The sequence below is a fragment of the Nonomuraea sp. NPDC003707 genome (genome assembly GCF_053587055.1).
In genome coordinates, this window is the sequence record NZ_JBSFNK010000023.1 from 175,973 (window position 1) to 193,866 (window position 17,894).

The following is a 17,894-nucleotide window of genomic DNA, read 5'->3' on the forward strand; positions in this document are numbered from 1 at the left end:
ACAAACGCTATCAATCCTCCGGATGCCCGCGGCGTCAAGGGGCCAGTTGGGACTCCGCCTCGGCGATGATCTCCTGGAGCCTGAGCCCGTGGGCGGCGTCGAGCGAGTGGCCGCCGCCGTTCCGCACGGTTCCGGCGAACTCCTCGGCGATGGTGTCCAGGGGGTCGTCGTCGAAGTGCGGGAGCACGGCGCTGCCGGTGCGGCCGTACACGGCGAACGTCGCGGGCGGCAGGTCGCCGACCGCGGCCATGCACAGCGACGCCTCGGAGACCGCGCCGCCCTCGTGCTCGAGCAGCAGGCCGGTCCAGCCGAGCGAGTTGCCGTGCGCGCGCACGCCGGTCACCGGGCCGAGCGCGGCGCCCAGCAGGTCGATCACGTGCGGGCCGACGTCGAGCAGCACGCCGCGCTCCAGCCGCCAGGGGGTGGCGAAGGGGTGGTCGCCGAGGAGGGTGCCGGAGATGTTCGCGGCGTGGCCGCCGAACGGCTGGATCTCGCGGCACCGGGCCAGGAAGGCGCGGGCCTGGGGGGCGTACCGCAGGGTGAGCACCAGCTGGGAGGCGACGCCCGCCTCCGCGACGGCCTCGGCCAGGCGCCGCGCGCCGTCCAGCGTGTCCGCGAGCGGCTTCTCCAGCAGCAGCGCCTTGCCCGCGCGGGCGGCGCGGACGCCGAGCTCGGCCTGTACGGCGGGCGGCACGCAGAACGCCACGGCCTCGCAGGCGTCGAACAGCTCCTCGACGCGCTCGAACACCGGTGCTCCGAGCCGGGCGGCGGCCTCTGGACGGCGGGCCCACACCCCGGCCAGCCGCGTGTGCGGCCCCTTGGACAGCATCGGCGCGTGCGCCATCTCGGCCCACGGGCCCGCTCCGATCAGCCCGACCGCCACCGGCTCCATGAGACCTCCCCTGTTACCGCACGTATGGGGAGGATCTTCCCACACCACCGGAATGACGGCCGGTGGCTCGATGGGCGGGTGCCCCGCGCGGCGCCCGCCCATCGGCGTCAGTGGGGCCCGTCGTTCAGATCGCGCCAGCGCTGGACGGCGTGCTGCGGGCGGTGGGCCAGGGTGCCGGAGTCGATGGTCAGGGTCTGACCGGTGATGCAGCGGGCCTCGTCGGAGGCGAGGAAGCACACCAGGTCCGCGACGTCGTCGGGGGTGCACGGCCACGGCAGGAGGCGTTCGGCGGCCTTGTCGGCGAGCTGCCCCTGGCTCAGGGCCCGCTGGGCGGCCTGGGTGAGGACGAGGGCGGGGGCGACGGCGTTGCAGCGGACGCCGCGGGAGCCGTACATCGTGGCCACGTAACGGGTGAAGCCGATCAGGGCCGCCTTCGAGGCCCCGTACGCGGCGTGGACCTCGTCCCCGACCAGGGCGGACACCGACGACATGAGGACGATGGCGCCGCCGTCCGGCATGGCGGGCACCGTGTGCTTGACCATGAGCATGGCGCCGCGCAGATTGACCTCCATCGTGCGGTCCCAGACCCCGACGTCGAGCGAGTCCAGATCCCGGTCGCGGCCGTAGACGGCGGCGTGGAGCGCGGCGGCGTTGGAGTGCAGGACGTCCACCCGGCCGAACGACGTCACCAGGGCCGCGACCGCCTCCTCCACCTGCTTCTCGTCGGAGACGTCGCAGGTCAGGGCCATGGCCGTGCCGCCGTGGGCGCGGATGGCGGCCGCGGTGGACTTCGCCCCGGCCGCGCGCAGGTCCAGGACGCCGACGCAGGCGCCCTCGGCGGCCAGGCGCGCCGCGCAGGCCGCGCCGATGCCCGAGCCCGCGCCCGTCACCATCGCGACCCGCCCGTCGAACCGGCCCGAGGGGCGGCCGCTCACCACTCCACCGCCAGTGACGTCAGGCCGCGGCCGACGATCGACCTGCGGTGGGCGACCGGCTCGCCGGGGACGAGCCGCAGGCCGGGCAGGCGGCGGCCGAGCACGTCGAGCGCGGTGCGCAGCTGCAGGCGGCCGAGCGCGGCTCCGACGCAGAAGTGGATGCCGTAGCCGAAGACCATGTGCTCGGCGGCGTTCGGCCGGTCGATCAGGAAGCGTTCCGGCTCGGGGAAGACGCTCTCGTCGTGGGCGGCGGAGTCGGTGGAGAGCAGGACGAGGGCGCCGGCCGGGATCGTCACGCCGTGCAGGGGGATGTCGGTCACGGCGTAGCGGAACGAGCCCAGCGACGCGCCGTCGATGCGCATGCACTCCTCGGCGGCGTTCGCGACCAGGCCGGGCGGCACCGGCCAGGCGCCCTCCCGCAGCAGGCGCAGGACGGTGTTGCCGAGCTGGTTGGGGACGGTGTCGTTGCCGCCCAGCAGGATCGTGGAGATCAGCTCGACGACCTCGCGATGGGTCAGCTCCGCGCCGATCAGGGAGGTCATCAGGGACGTGAAGTCGTCCCGCGGGTCCTTGGCCCGGGAGGCGACCAGGCGGTCCACGTAGTCGAGATAGGTCAGGAAGCTGCCGGCGAGTTCGAGCTGGCGCTCCGGCGGCTGCGGCGACAGGAAGAGCTGGAACCAGTCCTTGACGTGCGCCTGTACGAACGCCTCGTCGGCCTCGGGCACGCCGATGAAGCGGGCGGTCAGCTTGATCGACGGCTCGTGGCCGATCTCGCCGACGAAGTCGGCGCTCTTGCGTGGCTCCAGGCGGTCGAGCAGGTCCTCGTTAAGCCGCCGGAACTCCTGCTCCATGGCCGCCACGGCGCGCGGCGTGAACGCCTTCGACACCGACCGGCGCAGGCGGGTGTGGTCGGGCGGGTCCACGTTCGCCACGAAGCTGGACAGGAACGAGCCGTGCTCGCCCAGCTTCTCCCTGGTCTCGCGGGTGAGGCTGCGGGAGATCGTGAGCGAGCCCTTGGAGGAGAAGCGCCGCGGGTCGCCGTAGGCCGCGCGCACGTCGGGGTAGCGGGTCAGGACGTACGCGCCGAGGTGCTCGCTGCGGAAGACCGGCCGCTCCCGGCGCAGCCCGCGGAGGAAGTCGTACGGGGCGGCGACGTGCCAGTCCGCGCTGACGTCGAAGTCCTCGATGTCACCGGTCATGCGAAGATCCTCCGCGGGTTGTCGACGAGCATCTGGTGGACCTGGTCGTCCGTGACGCCCCTCTTGCGGAGCTCGGGAACGACGTCGCGGGGGACGTGGAGAAGGTGGTAGTTGGGGTGGCGCCGCCGTACGACGTCGGCGTCGAAGCGGTCGTTGAAGCAGTACGAGTCGTGACTTAAGACCATTTTTCCGGCGTGTCCGCGCTCGCATAGCTTCGCCACGATCTCCACGCGGTCCTCGAACGGGCTGATCGTCTCGATGCCGAAGCGGTCCATGCCGAGGTAGGAGCCGTTGGCGATCAGCTCTTCCAGGTAGGCCACGTCCGTGGAGTCCCCGGCGTGCCCGATGACCACCTTGCCCAGGTCCACGCCGAACTCGCCCAGGAGGCGCTGCTGTTCGAGGCCGCCCCTGGAGGCGCTGTGGGAGTGCGTGGTGATCGGCGTGCCGGTCTCCAGGTGCGCCTGCGCGACCGCCCGGAACACCCGCTCGCAGCCCTTGGTCATCCCCAGGTGGTCGGAGGCGCACTTGAGCATGGCCGCCTTGACGCCGGTCCGGCCGATCCCCTCGACGATGTCCCGTACGAAGAACTCGGCCAGCCGGTCCGGCCCTCCGAACAGCGACCCCGGGCCCCGGTTGGCGAAGTACGGCGGCAGGGCGTCGTAGGTGTACAGGCCGGTGGCGGCCACGATGTTCACGCCGGTCAGCTCGGCCACGCGCTGGACGGCGGGGATGTACCTGCCGAGCCCCACCACGGTCAGGTCCACGATCGTGTCGATGCCCTCGGCCTTGAGCGCGTCGAGCTTGCCCGCCGCCTCGCGCGCCCGCGTCTCGAGGTCCCAGCCCTCGGGGATGTCCGGCCAGCTCCACAGGATCTCGGGGCTCAGCCCGAAGACGTGCTCGTGCATGAGCGTCGCCCCGAGCTCCGCCACCGGCCCCCGTACGGTCTCAGCCATCCCGGCCTCCGAGGCTCACGACGGGGAACCTCTCGTGCTCGAACGGCCGGTTGACCTCGAGCCCGAGCCCGTCGGTCTGCCGGTAGGGCAGGCCGGTGTAGAGGGCGTCGGCGTCGAAGTACGTGACGGTGAACGACAGGCGCGGGCTGTCGCGGCGGTTCGCGGGCGCGCCGTGCACGGTCAGGGCGTGGTGCACGGTGGCGTCGCCCGCCTTGAGGTCGAGCGGCGGCGACAGCTCCAGCTCCTTGAGCCACGGGTGCTGGGTGAGCTGGTCGTCCCCCGGGCGGGTGAAGCTCCGGCCGAGCAGCCCGTACCGGTGCGAACGGTCGTAGAAGCGCAACGACCCCATGTCGGCGGGCACGTCGGCGAGGGCCAGCCACACGGTCAGCATGGCCGAGCGGTCCATCGGCATCCAGGGGAAGTCCTGGTGGAACTCGGTCGCGCCGTGCTCCCCCGCCTCCTTGACCAGGAGGTTGGTGACCTGAACGCGCACGGCCCGGACGCCGCGCAGCAGCCGTACGGCGTTGCGCCCCATCTCGGGACTCGACGTCAGCGCGCCGAACATCTCGTCGCTCGCCGCGATGTCCCTCGACTGCCCGAACGCCTCGTCGACCAGCGTCTCGTGGCTCCTGGACCGGCCGTTCAGCAAGCCGGTGGCGCGTTCACGCAGGGCCTCGACGGTGCCCGGGTCGATCAGCCGGCCGAGCCGCACCCAGCCGTGCTCGCCGAAGAACGCCGCCTCGTCGTCCGTCACCTGGCGCACCGGGATCTCCATGCCCCCAGTCTGGCACCTAAGCAAGCGCTTGGTAAACCCGCGATTTGAGTAGCCCCTACTCATGCACGCCCCGCCCCGCGGGCTCACCCTCGGGGCATGACCACAGTTGAGACAACCTCCTCCACCGCCGGTTTCACCCGGAGCGCGATGATCGCCTGCGCCGCGATCTCACCGCTCACCGTCGCCGTGTCGCTCCTGCTCGGCCCGTTCGACGCCACGGCCGAGGGCGAGCCGTACATCCGCGCCATCGTCGCCGACCTCGGCGCGTACGCGCTCTGGAGCTGGGTCGCCGCCCTCGGCGCCGTCACCCTCATCCCCGCGATCTTCGCGGTGAGCAAGGTGGCCCGGTCGGGCCGGCCCGTGCTGGGGCTGGTGGGCATGATCCTCGCCTTCGCCATGGCCCTGCCCTTCGGCCTGACCTCCGACGACACCATCTACGCGGCCGCCAAGGCCGGGCTCGACGTGCCCACCACGAACCGGCTCGTCACGGAGCTGAGCGAGGGGATGCCGACGTCGATCCTCGGGTTCACGTTCTTCCTGAGCCTGCTCGGGTTCGTGCTGCTGGGGGTCGCCGCACTCCGCGGTGCCGCGCCGAAGTGGGCGGCCATCGCCATGATCGTGGCGCCGTTCCTCATCCCGGTCGCCTGGATCGCCGGGCTCCCGGGCGCGGTGGGCGGCGTGGCCTGGCTCGTCTTCACCGCCGCCACCACGGGCATCGCCCTCGCCCTCCCCTCCCACTGACCCGCATGGCCGGTCGGCGCGTACAGTGTCGCCCAAGCGCTTGCTCAAGGCGATGGGAGGCATCGTGCGGCGGTTCAGGTTCGGAGCGGTGGTGCGGGAGGCCGGGTCGGGCGCGGCGTGGGCGGAGAAGGCGCGACGGCTCGAAGCGCAGGGGTACGACGTGCTCCTCGTGCCCGACCATCTCGTCGGCCCCAGGTTCGCCCCCATCGCCGCGCTGACGGCGGCCGCCTGCGCCACCACCCGGCTGCGGGTCGGCACGCTGGTGTTCGCCAACGACTTCCGGCATCCGGCCGTGCTGGCCAAGGAGGCGGCCACGCTCGACCTGCTGTCCGGCGGGCGACTGGAGGTCGGGATCGGGACCGGGTGGATGGCGCGCGACTACGACGGGGCCGGGCTGACGCTGGAGCCGCCGGGGGTGCGGGTGGAGCGGCTGCGGGAGGCCGTGGCCGTGCTCAAGGGGCTCTGGGGGGACGGGCCGTTCAGCTTCCAGGGCAAGCACTACCGCATCGACGGCCTTGATCAGCAGCCCAAGCCCGTACGGAGGCCGCGCCCGCCGATCGCGCTCGGCGGGGGCGGGCCGCGCATGCTGCGGCTGGCGGCCGAAGAGGCGGACGTCGTGAACCTCGGGATGCGGGTCCGGCCGGACGGGAGCGGGCCCGACGACCGGGACGGCGGGCCGGCGGCGTTCCTGAGGAAGATCGAGATCGTGCGCGAGGCCGCGGGCGAGCGGTACGACGCGCTGGAGCTGGGGACGAGCGTGGTGCAGGTGGGTGAGCGGAAGGCGGAGGAGTCATGGAGCGCGGCCGACAGCTCATCGCTCGGCGAGACGCCGCAGGTCCTGCTCGGGACCCGCGCCGACATCATCGACAAGCTCCGCTATTGGCGGGATGAGCACGATATTTCGTATTTCGTGGTGCATCATGAGCGTGACCTGGACGCCTTCGCCCCCGTCGTCGAGGAGCTCGCCACCTGACGCCGGGCCGGAATCGGGCATACCGGATGATGGACTCCATGGAAGAGATGCTGCTGCTCCGGCACGGTGAGACCGAATGGAGCAAGGCGGGTCAGCACACCGGACGTACGGACCTGCCTTTGACGGAGCACGGCGAGGACCAGGCCAGGGCGTTGGCGCCGCTGATCAAGGGGCAGTCGTTCGACCTGGTGCTGGTCTCCCCCGCCCAGCGCGCACGGCGTACGGCGGAGCTGGCCGGCCTGACCGATTACGAGGTGAACCCGGACCTGTGGGAGTGGGACTACGGCGGCTACGAGGGGATCACCACGCCGGAGATCCGCGAGAGCCACCCCGGCTGGTACCTATGGCGGGACGGCGTGATCCCCGGCGACGCCGAGCACCCCGGGGAGAGCGCCGAGCAGGTCGCCGCCCGCGCCGACCGGGTGATCGAGCAAGCCAGGAAGGCCGGGGGGCGGGTGGCGCTGGTGGCGCACGGGCACTTCCTGCGCGTGCTGGCCGCCCGCTGGCTGGGCCTCGGGCCCGAGGAGGGCAGGCTGCTGAAGCTGGACACGGGCACGTACTCGCGGCTCGGCTTCGAGCACGCCGAGCCCGTGCTCCTGACCTGGAACGCCCCGATCAGCTGACGGGTCAGCCGACCTTCGAGCGCACGGCCGACTCGTGCAGGGCTCGGCTGACCAGCCAGCCGCGCAGCGACCCCAGCGCGGGGTCGTAGGAGAGCGGCTGCTCCCACAGGGCCGTGAACACGTTCTGGGTGATCTCCTCGGCGTGCGCCTGGCTGCCGGTGACCCTGACCGCGACCCCGTACACGTACGATCCGTGCTGGTCGTAGGCGTCGGCCAGCGCGTCGAGGTCACCGGCGGTCAGCCTCGTGCACAGCTCCATGTCGCTCATCAATCGCACCCCAACGTGGCGGCGGCGCTGATCATGTCGCGGGCGAGGGCGGAGTCGCCCTCGGCGGCGTACGGGAAGGAGTCGGGCGGCCGGCGGTTGGCCAGCAGCCGGCAGAAGTCCACCGCGCCGGCCGACAGCAGCACGGCGACGTGGTCGGAGGTGGGCGACAGCGGGATCGTCCAGGTGCCGCCGCCCGGCCCGGTCAGCACGACGGTGGCCGAGACGTCACGGCGCGGCTCCCGCATCGCCCGCGGCAGCAGCGCCAGCCCGAACTCGGCGATCATGTGCACGTGCTCGGGACGCGGCGGCTCCTGGGAGCGGTCAGTGGCGGCCCTGATGTCGTCGGCGTGCGTCCACGTCTCGAACGTGCGCTGGATCAAAGCCTGGCGCAGCGGCGCGCGGGCCGGCCTGGCTCCCGCCAGCGCGACCTCGACGCCGAGCAGCACCTCGCTGCCGGCGGAGACCCGTTCGAGCAGGTTGCCGGCCTGCTCGCGCCAGCGCCGGTGCACGGGCAGGCCGCTCATGCCGCGCACGCCCATGAACCGGGCCACGGTCGCGTCGTTGGCCGCCAGGTGTTCCATCAGCCCCCGGACCGTGCCGTGCCCGGCGATCGGGGCCTCCCACTGGGGCCCGCTCAGCTCGCCGAGCAGGTCGTCCATGAGCGCGACCTGCTCCGCGTACGGGACCACCACGGACGACACGCCCAGCACGGCCGGGCTGCGGCGGCGGCGCGCCTTGGACAGCACCGCCTCGCGCAGCGTGGGCGGCGGCTCCGCCGCCGGGTCGGGATGGTCGAGCAGCGCGATGGCGGCGCGACAGTCGGGGCACGCGGCGACGTGCTCGTCGGGGCTCTGCCCGTTGGAGAGGTACGAGTCCGTCATGGCCACCTCCGCAGCCGACGCTAACCCGGCGGGACCTCCGGCGCCAGGCGGCAACCGGGGAACGGTGCCAAAAGCGTCTCACGCCAGGGGCCTTCCAGATAGTCGCGAGCCCGTTTGCTCCAGTCCAGAAGCCGGGAATCGGGCGCGACCTCGTCGTCGAGGCCCAGGGCGGCGTCGCGGGCGCGCTGGGTGGCCAGGTGGTCGTCGAGGGAGACGGCCCAGACGGTGACGGCCTCGGTGTCGCAGAACAGCACCTCGTACAGCCCGACCAGGGTGTGGCCGTGCTCGGCGAGCAGCGGCGCCCGCTCGGTGCGCACGGCGTGCAGGTAGTCGAGCGCGGCCCCCGGGCGGACCCGGGCGCTCTCGAAGAGGTAGAGCTCGGCGGCGGGCGCCTCGGACAGCGGCGGGCAGCCCGGCACGGCGCCGAGGGGCCGGGAGAAGGCGGAGAAGCGCAGGTCGTCGATGTCGGACAGGAAGAGTCGCTCGTCGACGCCCTGGTAGATCTCCATCATCTGCCGCCAGCCGCCGTCCCACCCGCCGTGGCAGTCCCACAGCGTGACGGCCTTGAACTGCGGATGGCCGGTGATGCCGACGGCGTAGAAGGCGCCCACCAGGTCGATCTCGCGGGACCTGATGGACATGCCGGAGGTGAGCGAGGGCGCGGCACGGCTCTCGTCCTCGCGCTTGTATCGGGTCAGCCAGGTGAGGTACTCCAGGGGCCGCCTGGAGTTCATCGGCCGGAAGTCGACCTCCTCGATCAGGTGGATCGCGCGCCGCACCACGCCTCCTCTACCAAGCGGTTGCTTGGCACGAGGATAGCGATCAGGTCAGCGCTTGGGAAGGTTGCGGCCCCCGTCCTGTGAGCCACTCCAGGACCCTGCGGTGCCCGGAGGCGGCGTCCTCGAAGTGGCCCCAGTGCCAGTACCGCGGCTGGTCGCGGATGCCGGTCACCCAGGTCCGGTAAGAGACGGAGGCCCCCGTGGTGGCGGGCGCCACTCCATACGTACGGATCACGACCTTGCCGCCGGGTGCGAACAGCACGTCGTCGGCGATCGGATACAGGGTCATCTGGTCGAGCATGACCCTGATCCTCGCGGCAACAGAAGGCCGGGCTGTTAAGCCTCCGGCGCGCCCCCGTTAAGCGGGCGCGCCGGAGGTTACAAGGCTGTTAAACGAGCAGGCCGTCGAACTCTCCGTCCTTAACCCCGAGCACCAGGGCCCGGATCTCGTCGCGGGTATAGATGAGGGCAGGGCCGTCGGGGAAGCGCGAGTTGCGGACCGCGATCCCCCCGTCAGGAAGCTCGGCGAGCTCCACGCAGTTGCCCTGCGAGTTGCTGTAGCGGCTCTTGCGCCAGGCGACCTGCGTCAGGTTCGCCGCGGGCATGCCGTTGTAGGTCTGGTTCATCTACATCTTTCTGAGAAGACCGCCGATGAGCTCGACGGTGCCCCCTGGCGTGGTGCTCTCCACGCACAACTGCTCCATGGCCGTGAGGTACGGGTCGATGTCCTCGCGTTTGTCCAGGTACAGGGCACCCCATAGCTGCTCGACGTAGACAACGTCCGACAAGTCGGACTCGGGAAACCGCAAGATGCTGAACGCGCCCCCTTCAGCGGCGTGCTTGCCGAACCTGAAGGGCATCACCTGAATGGTGATGTTGGGAAGGGCAGCCACTTCCAGCAGATGCTGGAGCTGCTCCGCCATGACCTCCCGCCCGCCGATGGTCCTCTTGAGCGCTGCCTCGTCGATGACGGCCCACAGGCGGGGTCCGTCCTTCTGGGTGAAGCGCTCCTGACGCTGCATGCGCATATGCACGCGGCGTTCGATTTTGTCCGGACTCAGACCGGGGTTGCCAAGCTGGAATACCGATCGCGCATACGAGGCAGTCTGCAACAAACCGGGCACGAACTGCACCTCGTAGGTGCGGATCATCTCGGCGGCCTCCTCCAGGCCCACGTAAGTGGTGAACCACGAAGGCAGCTCGGCCGAGTACTTGTGCCACCACCCGGGGGTGTTGGCCTCGCGAACCATCTCCAGCAGGGCACGGCGCTCGGCATCGTCGACGACGCCGTACAGGGTGAGCAGGTCTTCCACGTCACGTGTCTTGAAACCGACCCGCCCGAGCTCCATCCGGCTGATCTTGGACTCGGACGCCCGGATGTGGAATCCGGCCTGTCCGCGGTCGAGCCCGCTGGCCTCACGCAGGCGCCTGAGACTCGCCCCCAGCATGATGCGCCGAACGGTCGAAGCAGAACCGGGCGGATCAATGGACACGTGCTGCTCCTTGTTCGTTTCCTTGCGACGCGGTGGGCCGCGTTCGGCGGTCCACCGCAAGTAGCGGAGTATGCACTTATGGTGGGCCGCACCCAGCGGATCGCCATAAGTAGCGGAGTCTGCACTTACGGTGAGCTGCGGTCGGCGGCCCACCGCATGTTGCGGGGTATGCACGTACAGTCTGTCACTTCACGGCCGAAAGATCATGGGCCGCGGACAAGATCCCCTTTCCCCCATATTGACCATTTGAGGGCAACGGTAGCGCGTGCACAGGTTGTCTGCACGTGCATTCGCTCTTGCACCTGCACGAGAGTTTGTCGCAGAATGATCACGTGCAATCCACCACGGCGCCCGGCCAGTGGACCACGTTCGATTGGTGGCCTCCGGTCGGCTGGTGGCCGGAGGCGGCCCGCGATCTGCTGGTCCCCGGCCCGTCCGCGAGCGCCACGTTCGTGCTCCCGCCCAGCCCCGCCTCGGTTCACTCGGCCCGCAGCTTCACCACCGGCACGTTGTCGGGATGGGGGCTCGCCGAGCTGACCGAGAACATGGAGCTGGTGGTCTCCGAGCTCGCCACCAACGCGCTGCGCCACGGCCTGCATCTGGACGAGCCCCACTGCCGGCGCCCCGTCCACATGTCCCTCGTCCGCCGGGGACCCCTCGTGACCGGCGCATTCACCGATCCAGGCTCATCGGTGCCGGTGCTGCGATACCCTGGCCCCCTTGACACCGGCGGCCTCGGACTCCACATCGTCGAATCACTCAGCCTCCGCTGGGGCTGGTCCGCACTTGCACCTCACGGGAAGATCGTCTGGGCAGTCCTCTCCTGACCGGGGGTGATCTGCATTACCGTGGATGCTCATGGCTCACGGTGAGTCCCCGCGTGCGACCCCATGAGAGTTGCTCACAGATGGAAGATCACCTGCTCGGCTGGCTGCGAAAACTGAACGAAGACAGGCTGGGCCGCGTCCTGGCCAACCGGCCCGACTCCATCGCCGCTCCCTGGCCGCGGCGGCTCGACACCCTGGCCCAGCGGCTGAGCAACGGCTTCGCCGTGATGGAGACCCTGCGGGCCCTGCCGCTGCCCTGTCTGCAGCTCGCCGAGGCCGCCCTGGCCATGACCCGCCCCACGGCCGAGCGGCTGGCCGGCTTCGTGGACGCGCCGGTCGACGAGGTGACCCCCTGGCTGGAGCACCTGTACGACCACGCGCTGGCCTGGCCGGGCGAGGACGGCGTCATCCATCTCGCGGAGGGCGTCGCCCGCTGGTGGTCCGCCCCGCTCAGCCTGGGCGAGCCGCTGGACCACTACCTCAACTCCTGGTCGATCGGCAACGACGCGCTGCACGCGCTGGCCCGCAACCTCGGCCTGTCCTCCCACGGCCACAAGCGCCGCGTCATCACCCGCGTCACCGAGGCGCTCGCCGACCGCGAACGCCTCGACGCGTTGCTGCGCGGCGCCCCCGACGGCACGATCCCGCTGCTCGACCGGGTCGCCTGGCAGGGCCCGGCGCTCAACGTCGACGGCGGCCGGTTCGTCACCCCCGGCACGCCGGAGAAGTGGTGCGCCGACCACGGCCTGCTCTTCCGCCCGAGCTGGCACGTCGCGGAGATCCCCCGCGAGGTGGCGATCTGCCTGCGCGGCCCCGGCTACCACCCGGCCTTCCGGCCCGAGGCTCCCGAGGTGGCCACGATCCCGGTCGACCCCGAGGAGGTCGACCACCTGATGACGCTGGCCGCGCCGCACGTGGTCGAGCGGTGCGCGGCCCTGCTCGACAACACCGCCAAGACGCCGCTGCCCCTGCTCAAGACCGGCGGCGTGGGCGTGCGCGAGGTGCGCAGGGTGGCCAAGGAGACCGGCTGCGACGAGGACGAGACGCGGCTGCTCCTGGAGGTCTGCGCGGTGGCCAGGCTGCTGGCCTGGGACGAGCAGTCGGGCGGCATGATCCCCACCGAGCGCTTCGACCGGTGGCGGCTCGACGAGGGCTCGGCGCGGCTGCGGGTCCTGCTGGCGGCCTGGTGGCGCATGGAGCGCTCGTCGCTGCGCAAGGTCGACGGCAAGTACGGCACCGTGCTCGGCGACGACCCCTCGGGCAGCGCGGTCGCCAGGATCCGCAGGGCCGTGCTGCCGGTACTGTCCGGCCTGCCCGCGGGCACGGCGTTCGCCGACCGTGACAGCCTCGTGGCCAACGTCCACTGGCACGCGCCGCTGCTCGACCTGGAGCTGCTGCTGGCCTGCGCGCCCGCCGTGCTCGACGAGGCCACGCTGCTGGGCCTGCTGGCCAACAACGCGGTCACCGACCTCGGCCGGGCGATGGCCGGGCTCATCGCCGGGCCGGGCGACGAGAACGACGACGCCGTGCCCATGGTCGAGCACGACCCCGTGCTGGCCGAGGCGGCCACCAGGGCGCTGGCCAGCGTGCGCAGGAGCGCGCTGTTCGGCCCCGACCTGACCGCGGTCGTGACCGGGCCGCCGTCGGCGGAGCTGGCGGCGCTGCTCGACCGGGCCGCCGACCGCGAGTCGCGGGGCGCGGCCTCGGTGTGGCGGTTCACGACCGAGAGCGTGCGCCGGGCGCTCGACCACGGCTACGACGCCGACGCCCTGCTCGACGAGCTGGCCGGGGTCGGCACGATCCCGCAGCCGCTCGAATACCTCGTACGCGACACCGCGCGCAGGCACGGCGAGGTCACCGTCACCACCGTCGGATGCGTCGTCCAGGCCGGCGACCCCGCGCTGCTGGCCGAGATCGCCGCGCACCGGCGGCTCGGCCGGCTGGGCCTGCGGCTGCTCGCGCCCACGGTGCTGGTGAGCGCCGCGCCCGCCGACCGCACGCTGGCCGCGCTGCGCGAGGTCGGCTACTCCCCCGTGCCCGTCGCCGACACCGGCCAGATCACCATCCACCGCGCCAGGCCGGAGGAGCCGCCGAACGGCAAGCTGATCCTGCTGCCGGGCGGCCAGGTGGCCGAATTGTCGGAGTTCCCCGGCCTCGCGGAGCTGGAGGTGCCCTACATGCTCGCCGAGCCGACGCCCGACCCGTACGAGCATGCCCGCCGCCTGGTCACCGCCGGCCGGACCGCGGACGACAGGAACGGCCGCACGTGGGCGATCATCGGCAGGATGGCCACCAGGCTGCCGACGGCCCAGCAGTCGCTGCTCGGGTTCGTGGTCGACCGGGGCGTGCGCGCCGGCATCACGCTCACCGACGGGCTGACCGCCACGATCAGCCACGGCGAGCTCAAGGGCGGCGCGCTGGACGCGTGGTGCGAGGAGGCGGGCGACTACCTCGAGTTCCCCCTCGCCGAGATCGTCGAGGTCAGGGGAGCTCTTTAGCCTTCTTCAGGTTGGCCACCAGCCCCTCGAGGAAGGCCGCGTAGCCCTGGTAGCTGTAGGGCGCCTCGGCGTTCCACGGGTAGAGCTGGCCGGCCTTGACCGCGGGGAGCTTGGCGAAGGTGGGCTTCTTCATCATCTCCTCGGGCTTGAGCGACTGGGTGCGGGTGTCGTAGAGGATCACGTCGGCGTCGTACTCGTCGGCGTTCTCCCAGCTCAGCGTCTGGAAGAAGCCGCCCTCGTCCACCTTCGCGGGCTTGACGACGTCGAGGCCCGCGTCCATCAGGTGCACGATGTCCGGGTACTCCGGCGGGTTGACCACCCACATCGCGTCAGGGCCGCCGGACATCATGAGGATCTTGAGGTTCTTGAACTGCGCGAGCTCCTTGGTGGCGGCCTCCATGCGGGCCTTGGCCTCGGGCACGCCCTGCATGTCGGCGCCGAGTGACCTGGCCAGCTCCTCGTACTTGCCGATCACCTGGGTGGCGCTGCGGCCGGTCAGCATGATGCCCGCGGTCGGGGCGACCTGCTCGATGGTGTCCTTCGACTTCTCGGGCACGTACCAGAGGGTGCCCTTGATGTACATGCTGCTGACCAGGAGGTCGGGCTGGAGGGCGATGTACTGCTCGACGTTGAACTCGTCCCACACGTTGCCCAGGCCCTGGACCTTGGTGATGTCGACGTTGCCGACCTGCGGATCCCTGGAGCCGTCCTTGAGCTTGTGCGGGCCGAACACGGCGACGGGGCGCACGCCGAAGTCCCACAGGGCGGCGGCGGCGCCGACCTGGGCGACGATCCTGGACGGGGTCTTGGGCTGCTCGGCCTTCTTGCCGCGGTCGTCGGTGAACGTCCAGCTCTGTGCGGTGGAGGACGAGGCGGTGGGAACGGCTGACCCGCCGGGGGCCGCCGTCTCGCCGCCGCACGCCGCCAGTGTCAGGGCTGCCGCGAGGCCCGCGGCGGACGCCAGAAAACCCCTGCGAGGCAGAACCGGTCCCGACATGTACATCTCCTAAGGTTAGGCTTGCCTGATTACTGGGCGTTTAGATTAGCCTTGCCTAAGTTTGACCGCTACGAGAGGGGGTCGGGTGCGCCCGGCTGAAGACACGGCCCCGCCGCGCTGTGGGGCCACGACGGGCGATCCACCCGCCACCGGCCGCCCCGCTCCCGCCGCAAGGGCCTTCGTGCTCGTCACCGGGCTCGTCGTCACGGTGGGCGTGCTGGCGCTCGTGGCGATGGCGAGCGTGGCACTGGGGGCGCGGTCCGTGCCGTTCTCGACGGTGATCGACGCCTTCCTCACCCCGAACGGCTCCAACGACCACACGGTCATCCGCGAGTTGCGCGTCCCGCGTACGCTGCTGGGCCTCGGCGTCGGCGCAACGCTCGGCCTGGCGGGGGCGCTCATGCAGAGCCTGACCCGCAACCCGCTGGCCGACCCCGGCCTGCTGGGCATCAACGAGGGGGCCGCGCTCGGCGTGACGCTGGCGCTCGGCCTGTTCGGGCTGTCCGATCCGGCGGTCTACGTCTGGTTCGCGTTCGGCGGCGCCGCGCTGGCCTCCGCCGTCGTCTACGCCCTGGCCTCCGCGGGCCGCTCGGGCTCCAGCCCGGTACGCCTCGCGCTCGCCGGCGTGGCCTTCGGCATGGTGTGCACGGCGGTGGCCTCGGCCATCCTGCGCATGGACGCGCAGACGTTCGACCGGATGCGGTTCTGGCTGACCGGGTCGCTGGCCGGGCAGACGGCCGACACGCTGGTGCGGCTGGCGCCGTTCATGGTGGCCGGGCTGGTGCTGGGGCTGCTGCTGGCCAGGCCGCTCAACCTGCTCGCCCTCGGCGACGACGCGGGCAGGGCGCTCGGCGTGGCCGTGAACCGTACCAGGATCCTCACCGGGGTGGCCGTCACGCTGCTGTGCGGCGCGGCCACCGCCGCCGCGGGGCCGCTGTGGTTCGTGGGGCTCATCGTGCCGCACGCCGTGCGCGCGCTGGTGGGGCCCGACCAGCGGTGGGTGCTCCCCTACTCCGCGCTGGCCGCGCCGGTGCTGCTGCTGGCGGCCGACGTGGTGGGCCGGGTCATCGCCCGGCCCGGAGAGGTGCAGGTGGGGATCGTGTGGGCGGTGATCGGCGCGCCGATCTTCATCATGCTGGCCCGGCGCAGGCGGGTGGCGGCGCTGTGACCGTCCGCGTCGGCCCCTGGTCCGTACGGCTCGCGCCCCGCGCCCTGCTCGTCGGCGCGATCCTCGTCGTGGTCGCCTGCGCGGTGACCGTGGCGGCCATCTCGACGGGCGAGTTCACGGTGCCCGTGCCCGACATCGTCTCCGCGCTCTTCGGTCAGGGAACGCCGGTCGCCGAGCTGATCGTCAACAAGCTGCGCGCCCCTCGCGTGGTGACCGGGCTGCTGGTCGGCGCCGCGTTCGGGGTGAGCGGCGCGATCTTCCAGAGCCTCACCAGGAACCCCCTGGGCAGCCCCGACTTCATCGGCTTCACCGCCGGCGCCTCGACGGGCGGCATCGTCGCCGTCGTGGCGGGCGGCTCGGCGATGGCGATCGCCGGTGGCGCGCTGGCCGGGTGCGTGCTCACGGCCGTGCTCGTGTACGCGCTGGCCTTCCGCGGCGGCGTGCAGGGCTACCGGCTGGTCCTGGTCGGCATCGGGGCGAACGCGCTGCTGCTGGCGGTCAACTCGTACCTGCTGACCAGGGCGAACATCAACGACGCGGCCACCGCGGGCGCCTGGCTGACCGGCAGCCTGAGCGGGCGCGGGTGGGACCACGCGATCCCCGTGGCGCTGGCGCTGGCCGTGCTGCTGCCGGTGTGCGCGTTCGTGGCGCGCCCGATGCGGATGATCGAGATGGGCGACGACGCCGCCAAGGCCATGGGGATCCGGGTGGAGGTCGTGCGCGCGGTGGCCATCACGGCCGGCGTGCTGCTGTCCGGGGTGGCCACGGCCGCCGCGGGGCCCGTCGTCTTCGTCGCGCTCGCCGCGCCGCAGCTCGCCCGGCGGCTCACGCGTTCGGCCGGGGTGACGATGGGGGCCTCGGCGCTCATGGGCGCCGTCCTGCTGACCGTCGCCGACCTGGCCGCCCAGCGCGTCCTCGCCCCCACCCAGCTGCCCGTCGGCGTGCTGACCGCCGCCATCGGCGGCACGTACCTCGCATTGCTCCTGCGAAAGGACCGCCACTGATGGCCCGTTTGTCAGGCACCGATCTCACGCTCGCCTACGACCAGCGCGTCGTGGCGGCCGACCTGAGCGTGGCGATCCCCGACGAGTCCTTCACCGTGATCATCGGCCCGAACGCCTGCGGCAAGTCCACCCTGCTGCGCGCCCTGGCCCGGATGCTCAAGCCGAAGTCCGGCACCGTCCACCTGGACGGGAGCGTGATCACGTCGCTGCCGTCGAAGGAGGTGGCGCGGCGGCTCGGCCTGCTCCCGCAGAGCTCGGTCGTGCCCGACGGGATCACCGTGGCCGACCTGGTGGCCCGCGGCCGCTACCCGCACCAGCGGCTCATGCGGCAGTGGTCGCGCGCCGACGAGGCGGCCGTGTCCGAGGCCATGCGCGCCACCGACGTGGCGGAGCTGGCCGACCGGATCGTGGACGAGCTGTCGGGCGGGCAGCGGCAGCGGGTGTGGCTGGCCATGGCGCTGGCCCAGGAGACGCCGATCCTGCTGCTGGACGAGCCGACCACGTTCCTGGACATCTCCCACCAGATCGAGGTGCTGGACCTCTGCGCCGACCTGCACGAGGCCGGACGCACCATGGTGGCCGTCCTGCACGACCTGAACCAGGCCTGCCGGTACGCGACCCACCTGATCGTCATGCGAGCCGGCGAGATCGTCGCGGAGGGGGATCCGACGGAGATCGTCACGCCTGAGCTGGTGCGCCAGGTGTTCGACCTGCGCTGCGAGATCATCGCGGACCCGCAGTCCGGCACCCCGCTCATCGTCCCCGAATCCCGCCGCCGCATCTCCACCTCCGCCTAATGGAAGCTACCGGGTCGGTTGATCAGGCAGACTCGGTGCCTGGTAGCCGCTGGTGAGTGAGCACTTCCTTCCGCTGGACCATCGTGAGTCC

At 71.8% G+C, this 17,894-nt stretch carries 20 protein-coding genes; 8 read left to right on the forward strand and 12 right to left on the reverse strand.

Going from position 1 to position 17,894, the window contains the following annotated elements; translation table 11 throughout:
- Positions 1–34: 34 nt before the first annotated feature.
- From ACWDRB_RS43385 to ACWDRB_RS43405, 5 genes are all read right to left on the reverse strand, one after another.
- Positions 35–892: a Gfo/Idh/MocA family protein gene (locus ACWDRB_RS43385; RefSeq protein ID WP_449904161.1), complete on the reverse strand. Its 858-nt coding sequence runs from the start codon at positions 890–892 to the stop codon at positions 35–37.
- 107 nt (positions 893–999) lie between these two features.
- Entirely contained in the window at positions 1,000–1,827 is an 828-nt protein-coding gene (locus ACWDRB_RS43390) for an SDR family NAD(P)-dependent oxidoreductase (RefSeq protein ID WP_449904164.1), read from the reverse strand.
- On the reverse strand, positions 1,824–3,026 hold the full coding sequence (locus ACWDRB_RS43395; protein ID WP_449904167.1) for a cytochrome P450: 1,203 nt from the start codon (positions 3,024–3,026) through the stop codon (positions 1,824–1,826). The genes ACWDRB_RS43390 and ACWDRB_RS43395 overlap by 4 nt, the downstream gene beginning before the upstream one ends.
- Positions 3,023–3,979 (reverse strand): phosphotriesterase family protein, encoded by a 957-nt coding sequence (locus ACWDRB_RS43400; protein ID WP_449904170.1) that lies wholly within the window; start codon positions 3,977–3,979, stop codon positions 3,023–3,025. The genes ACWDRB_RS43395 and ACWDRB_RS43400 overlap by 4 nt, the downstream gene beginning before the upstream one ends.
- Positions 3,972–4,754: a phytanoyl-CoA dioxygenase family protein gene (locus ACWDRB_RS43405; RefSeq protein ID WP_449904171.1), complete on the reverse strand. Its 783-nt coding sequence runs from the start codon at positions 4,752–4,754 to the stop codon at positions 3,972–3,974. Before ACWDRB_RS43405 ends, ACWDRB_RS43400 begins: the two co-directional genes overlap by 8 nt.
- A gap of 96 nt (positions 4,755–4,850) precedes the next feature.
- Between ACWDRB_RS43405 and ACWDRB_RS43410 the strand changes: the two genes are divergently transcribed.
- From ACWDRB_RS43410 to ACWDRB_RS43420, 3 genes are all read left to right on the forward strand, one after another.
- Positions 4,851–5,495 (forward strand): hypothetical protein, encoded by a 645-nt coding sequence (locus ACWDRB_RS43410; protein ID WP_449904173.1) that lies wholly within the window; start codon positions 4,851–4,853, stop codon positions 5,493–5,495.
- A 64-nt stretch (positions 5,496–5,559) separates the two neighbouring features.
- Positions 5,560–6,468 carry a TIGR03621 family F420-dependent LLM class oxidoreductase gene (locus ACWDRB_RS43415; protein WP_449904176.1) on the forward strand — a complete coding sequence of 303 codons (909 nt, stop codon included), beginning with the start codon at positions 5,560–5,562 and terminating at the stop codon, positions 6,466–6,468.
- 38 nt (positions 6,469–6,506) lie between these two features.
- The gene (locus ACWDRB_RS43420) at positions 6,507–7,091 is read left to right on the forward strand and encodes a histidine phosphatase family protein (RefSeq protein WP_449904179.1); all 585 of its coding nucleotides are present in this window, start codon (positions 6,507–6,509) and stop codon (positions 7,089–7,091) included.
- Positions 7,092–7,095: 4 nt separating this feature from the next.
- Here the strand turns inward: ACWDRB_RS43420 and ACWDRB_RS43425 are convergent, their stop codons facing one another.
- The 6 genes from ACWDRB_RS43425 to ACWDRB_RS43450 all read right to left on the reverse strand — a co-directional run bounded on the left by ACWDRB_RS43425 (position 7,096) and on the right by ACWDRB_RS43450 (position 10,467).
- Positions 7,096–7,359, reverse strand: coding sequence for a sigma factor (locus ACWDRB_RS43425; protein WP_350741576.1), 264 nt, complete (start codon positions 7,357–7,359; stop codon positions 7,096–7,098).
- Entirely contained in the window at positions 7,359–8,240 is an 882-nt protein-coding gene (locus ACWDRB_RS43430; protein ID WP_449904181.1) for a maleylpyruvate isomerase family mycothiol-dependent enzyme, read from the reverse strand. The genes ACWDRB_RS43425 and ACWDRB_RS43430 overlap by 1 nt, the downstream gene beginning before the upstream one ends.
- A 20-nt stretch (positions 8,241–8,260) precedes the next feature.
- Positions 8,261–9,019: a hypothetical protein gene (locus ACWDRB_RS43435; protein ID WP_350741572.1), complete on the reverse strand. Its 759-nt coding sequence runs from the start codon at positions 9,017–9,019 to the stop codon at positions 8,261–8,263.
- 43 nt (positions 9,020–9,062) lie between these two features.
- Positions 9,063–9,320: a 3'-5' exonuclease family protein gene (locus ACWDRB_RS43440; RefSeq protein WP_350741570.1), complete on the reverse strand. Its 258-nt coding sequence runs from the start codon at positions 9,318–9,320 to the stop codon at positions 9,063–9,065.
- Between the two features lie 88 nt (positions 9,321–9,408).
- A complete protein-coding gene (locus tag ACWDRB_RS43445) occupies positions 9,409–9,645 on the reverse strand; it encodes a DUF397 domain-containing protein (RefSeq protein WP_185072716.1) in 237 nt (78 codons plus the stop codon).
- Entirely contained in the window at positions 9,646–10,467 is an 822-nt protein-coding gene (locus ACWDRB_RS43450) for a helix-turn-helix domain-containing protein (RefSeq protein ID WP_350741585.1), read from the reverse strand.
- 377 nt (positions 10,468–10,844) lie between these two features.
- On the opposite strand from ACWDRB_RS43450, the gene ACWDRB_RS43455 reads away from it, so the two are divergent.
- Entirely contained in the window at positions 10,845–11,339 is a 495-nt protein-coding gene (locus ACWDRB_RS43455) for an ATP-binding protein (RefSeq protein WP_350741568.1), read from the forward strand.
- An 80-nt stretch (positions 11,340–11,419) separates the two neighbouring features.
- Positions 11,420–13,837, forward strand: coding sequence for a helicase-associated domain-containing protein (locus ACWDRB_RS43460; RefSeq protein ID WP_449904187.1), 2,418 nt, complete (start codon positions 11,420–11,422; stop codon positions 13,835–13,837).
- Here ACWDRB_RS43460 and ACWDRB_RS43465 read toward each other — a convergent pair.
- Entirely contained in the window at positions 13,821–14,834 is a 1,014-nt protein-coding gene (locus ACWDRB_RS43465) for an ABC transporter substrate-binding protein (protein WP_449904189.1), read from the reverse strand. The genes ACWDRB_RS43460 and ACWDRB_RS43465 overlap by 17 nt on opposite strands.
- An 85-nt stretch (positions 14,835–14,919) precedes the next feature.
- On the opposite strand from ACWDRB_RS43465, the gene ACWDRB_RS43470 reads away from it, so the two are divergent.
- The 3 genes from ACWDRB_RS43470 to ACWDRB_RS43480 are packed head-to-tail and all read left to right on the forward strand — an operon-like array spanning position 14,920 to position 17,803.
- A complete protein-coding gene (locus ACWDRB_RS43470) occupies positions 14,920–16,002 on the forward strand; it encodes a FecCD family ABC transporter permease (RefSeq protein WP_449904192.1) in 1,083 nt (360 codons plus the stop codon).
- Positions 15,999–17,006 (forward strand): FecCD family ABC transporter permease, encoded by a 1,008-nt coding sequence (locus ACWDRB_RS43475; protein ID WP_397371429.1) that lies wholly within the window; start codon positions 15,999–16,001, stop codon positions 17,004–17,006. Before ACWDRB_RS43470 ends, ACWDRB_RS43475 begins: the two co-directional genes overlap by 4 nt.
- Positions 17,006–17,803, forward strand: a complete 798-nt coding sequence (locus tag ACWDRB_RS43480) for an ABC transporter ATP-binding protein (RefSeq protein ID WP_449904195.1) — start codon at positions 17,006–17,008, stop codon at positions 17,801–17,803. The genes ACWDRB_RS43475 and ACWDRB_RS43480 overlap by 1 nt, the downstream gene beginning before the upstream one ends.
- The last annotated feature ends 91 nt before the right edge of the window (positions 17,804–17,894 follow it).

Excerpts from the sequence above, each read along its gene's own strand:
- ACWDRB_RS43385 (WP_449904161.1), bottom strand. The coding sequence starts at position 892 with ATGGAGCCGGTGGCGGTCGGGCTGATCGGAGCGGGCCCGTGGGCCGAG.
- ACWDRB_RS43395 (WP_449904167.1), bottom strand. The coding sequence starts at position 3,026 with ATGACCGGTGACATCGAGGACTTCGACGTCAGCGCGGACTGGCACGTC.
- ACWDRB_RS43400 (WP_449904170.1), bottom strand. The coding sequence starts at position 3,979 with ATGGCTGAGACCGTACGGGGGCCGGTGGCGGAGCTCGGGGCGACGCTC.
- ACWDRB_RS43405 (WP_449904171.1), bottom strand. The coding sequence starts at position 4,754 with ATGGAGATCCCGGTGCGCCAGGTGACGGACGACGAGGCGGCGTTCTTC.
- ACWDRB_RS43410 (WP_449904173.1), top strand. The coding sequence starts at position 4,851 with ATGACCACAGTTGAGACAACCTCCTCCACCGCCGGTTTCACCCGGAGC.
- ACWDRB_RS43420 (WP_449904179.1), top strand. The coding sequence starts at position 6,507 with ATGGAAGAGATGCTGCTGCTCCGGCACGGTGAGACCGAATGGAGCAAG.
- ACWDRB_RS43425 (WP_350741576.1), bottom strand. The coding sequence starts at position 7,359 with ATGAGCGACATGGAGCTGTGCACGAGGCTGACCGCCGGTGACCTCGAC.
- ACWDRB_RS43430 (WP_449904181.1), bottom strand. The coding sequence starts at position 8,240 with ATGACGGACTCGTACCTCTCCAACGGGCAGAGCCCCGACGAGCACGTC.
- ACWDRB_RS43440 (WP_350741570.1), bottom strand. The coding sequence starts at position 9,320 with ATGCTCGACCAGATGACCCTGTATCCGATCGCCGACGACGTGCTGTTC.
- ACWDRB_RS43445 (WP_185072716.1), bottom strand. The coding sequence starts at position 9,645 with ATGAACCAGACCTACAACGGCATGCCCGCGGCGAACCTGACGCAGGTC.
- ACWDRB_RS43450 (WP_350741585.1), bottom strand. The coding sequence starts at position 10,467 with ATGCTGGGGGCGAGTCTCAGGCGCCTGCGTGAGGCCAGCGGGCTCGAC.
- ACWDRB_RS43460 (WP_449904187.1), top strand. The coding sequence starts at position 11,420 with ATGGAAGATCACCTGCTCGGCTGGCTGCGAAAACTGAACGAAGACAGG.
- ACWDRB_RS43465 (WP_449904189.1), bottom strand. The coding sequence starts at position 14,834 with ATGTCGGGACCGGTTCTGCCTCGCAGGGGTTTTCTGGCGTCCGCCGCG.
- ACWDRB_RS43480 (WP_449904195.1), top strand. The coding sequence starts at position 17,006 with ATGGCCCGTTTGTCAGGCACCGATCTCACGCTCGCCTACGACCAGCGC.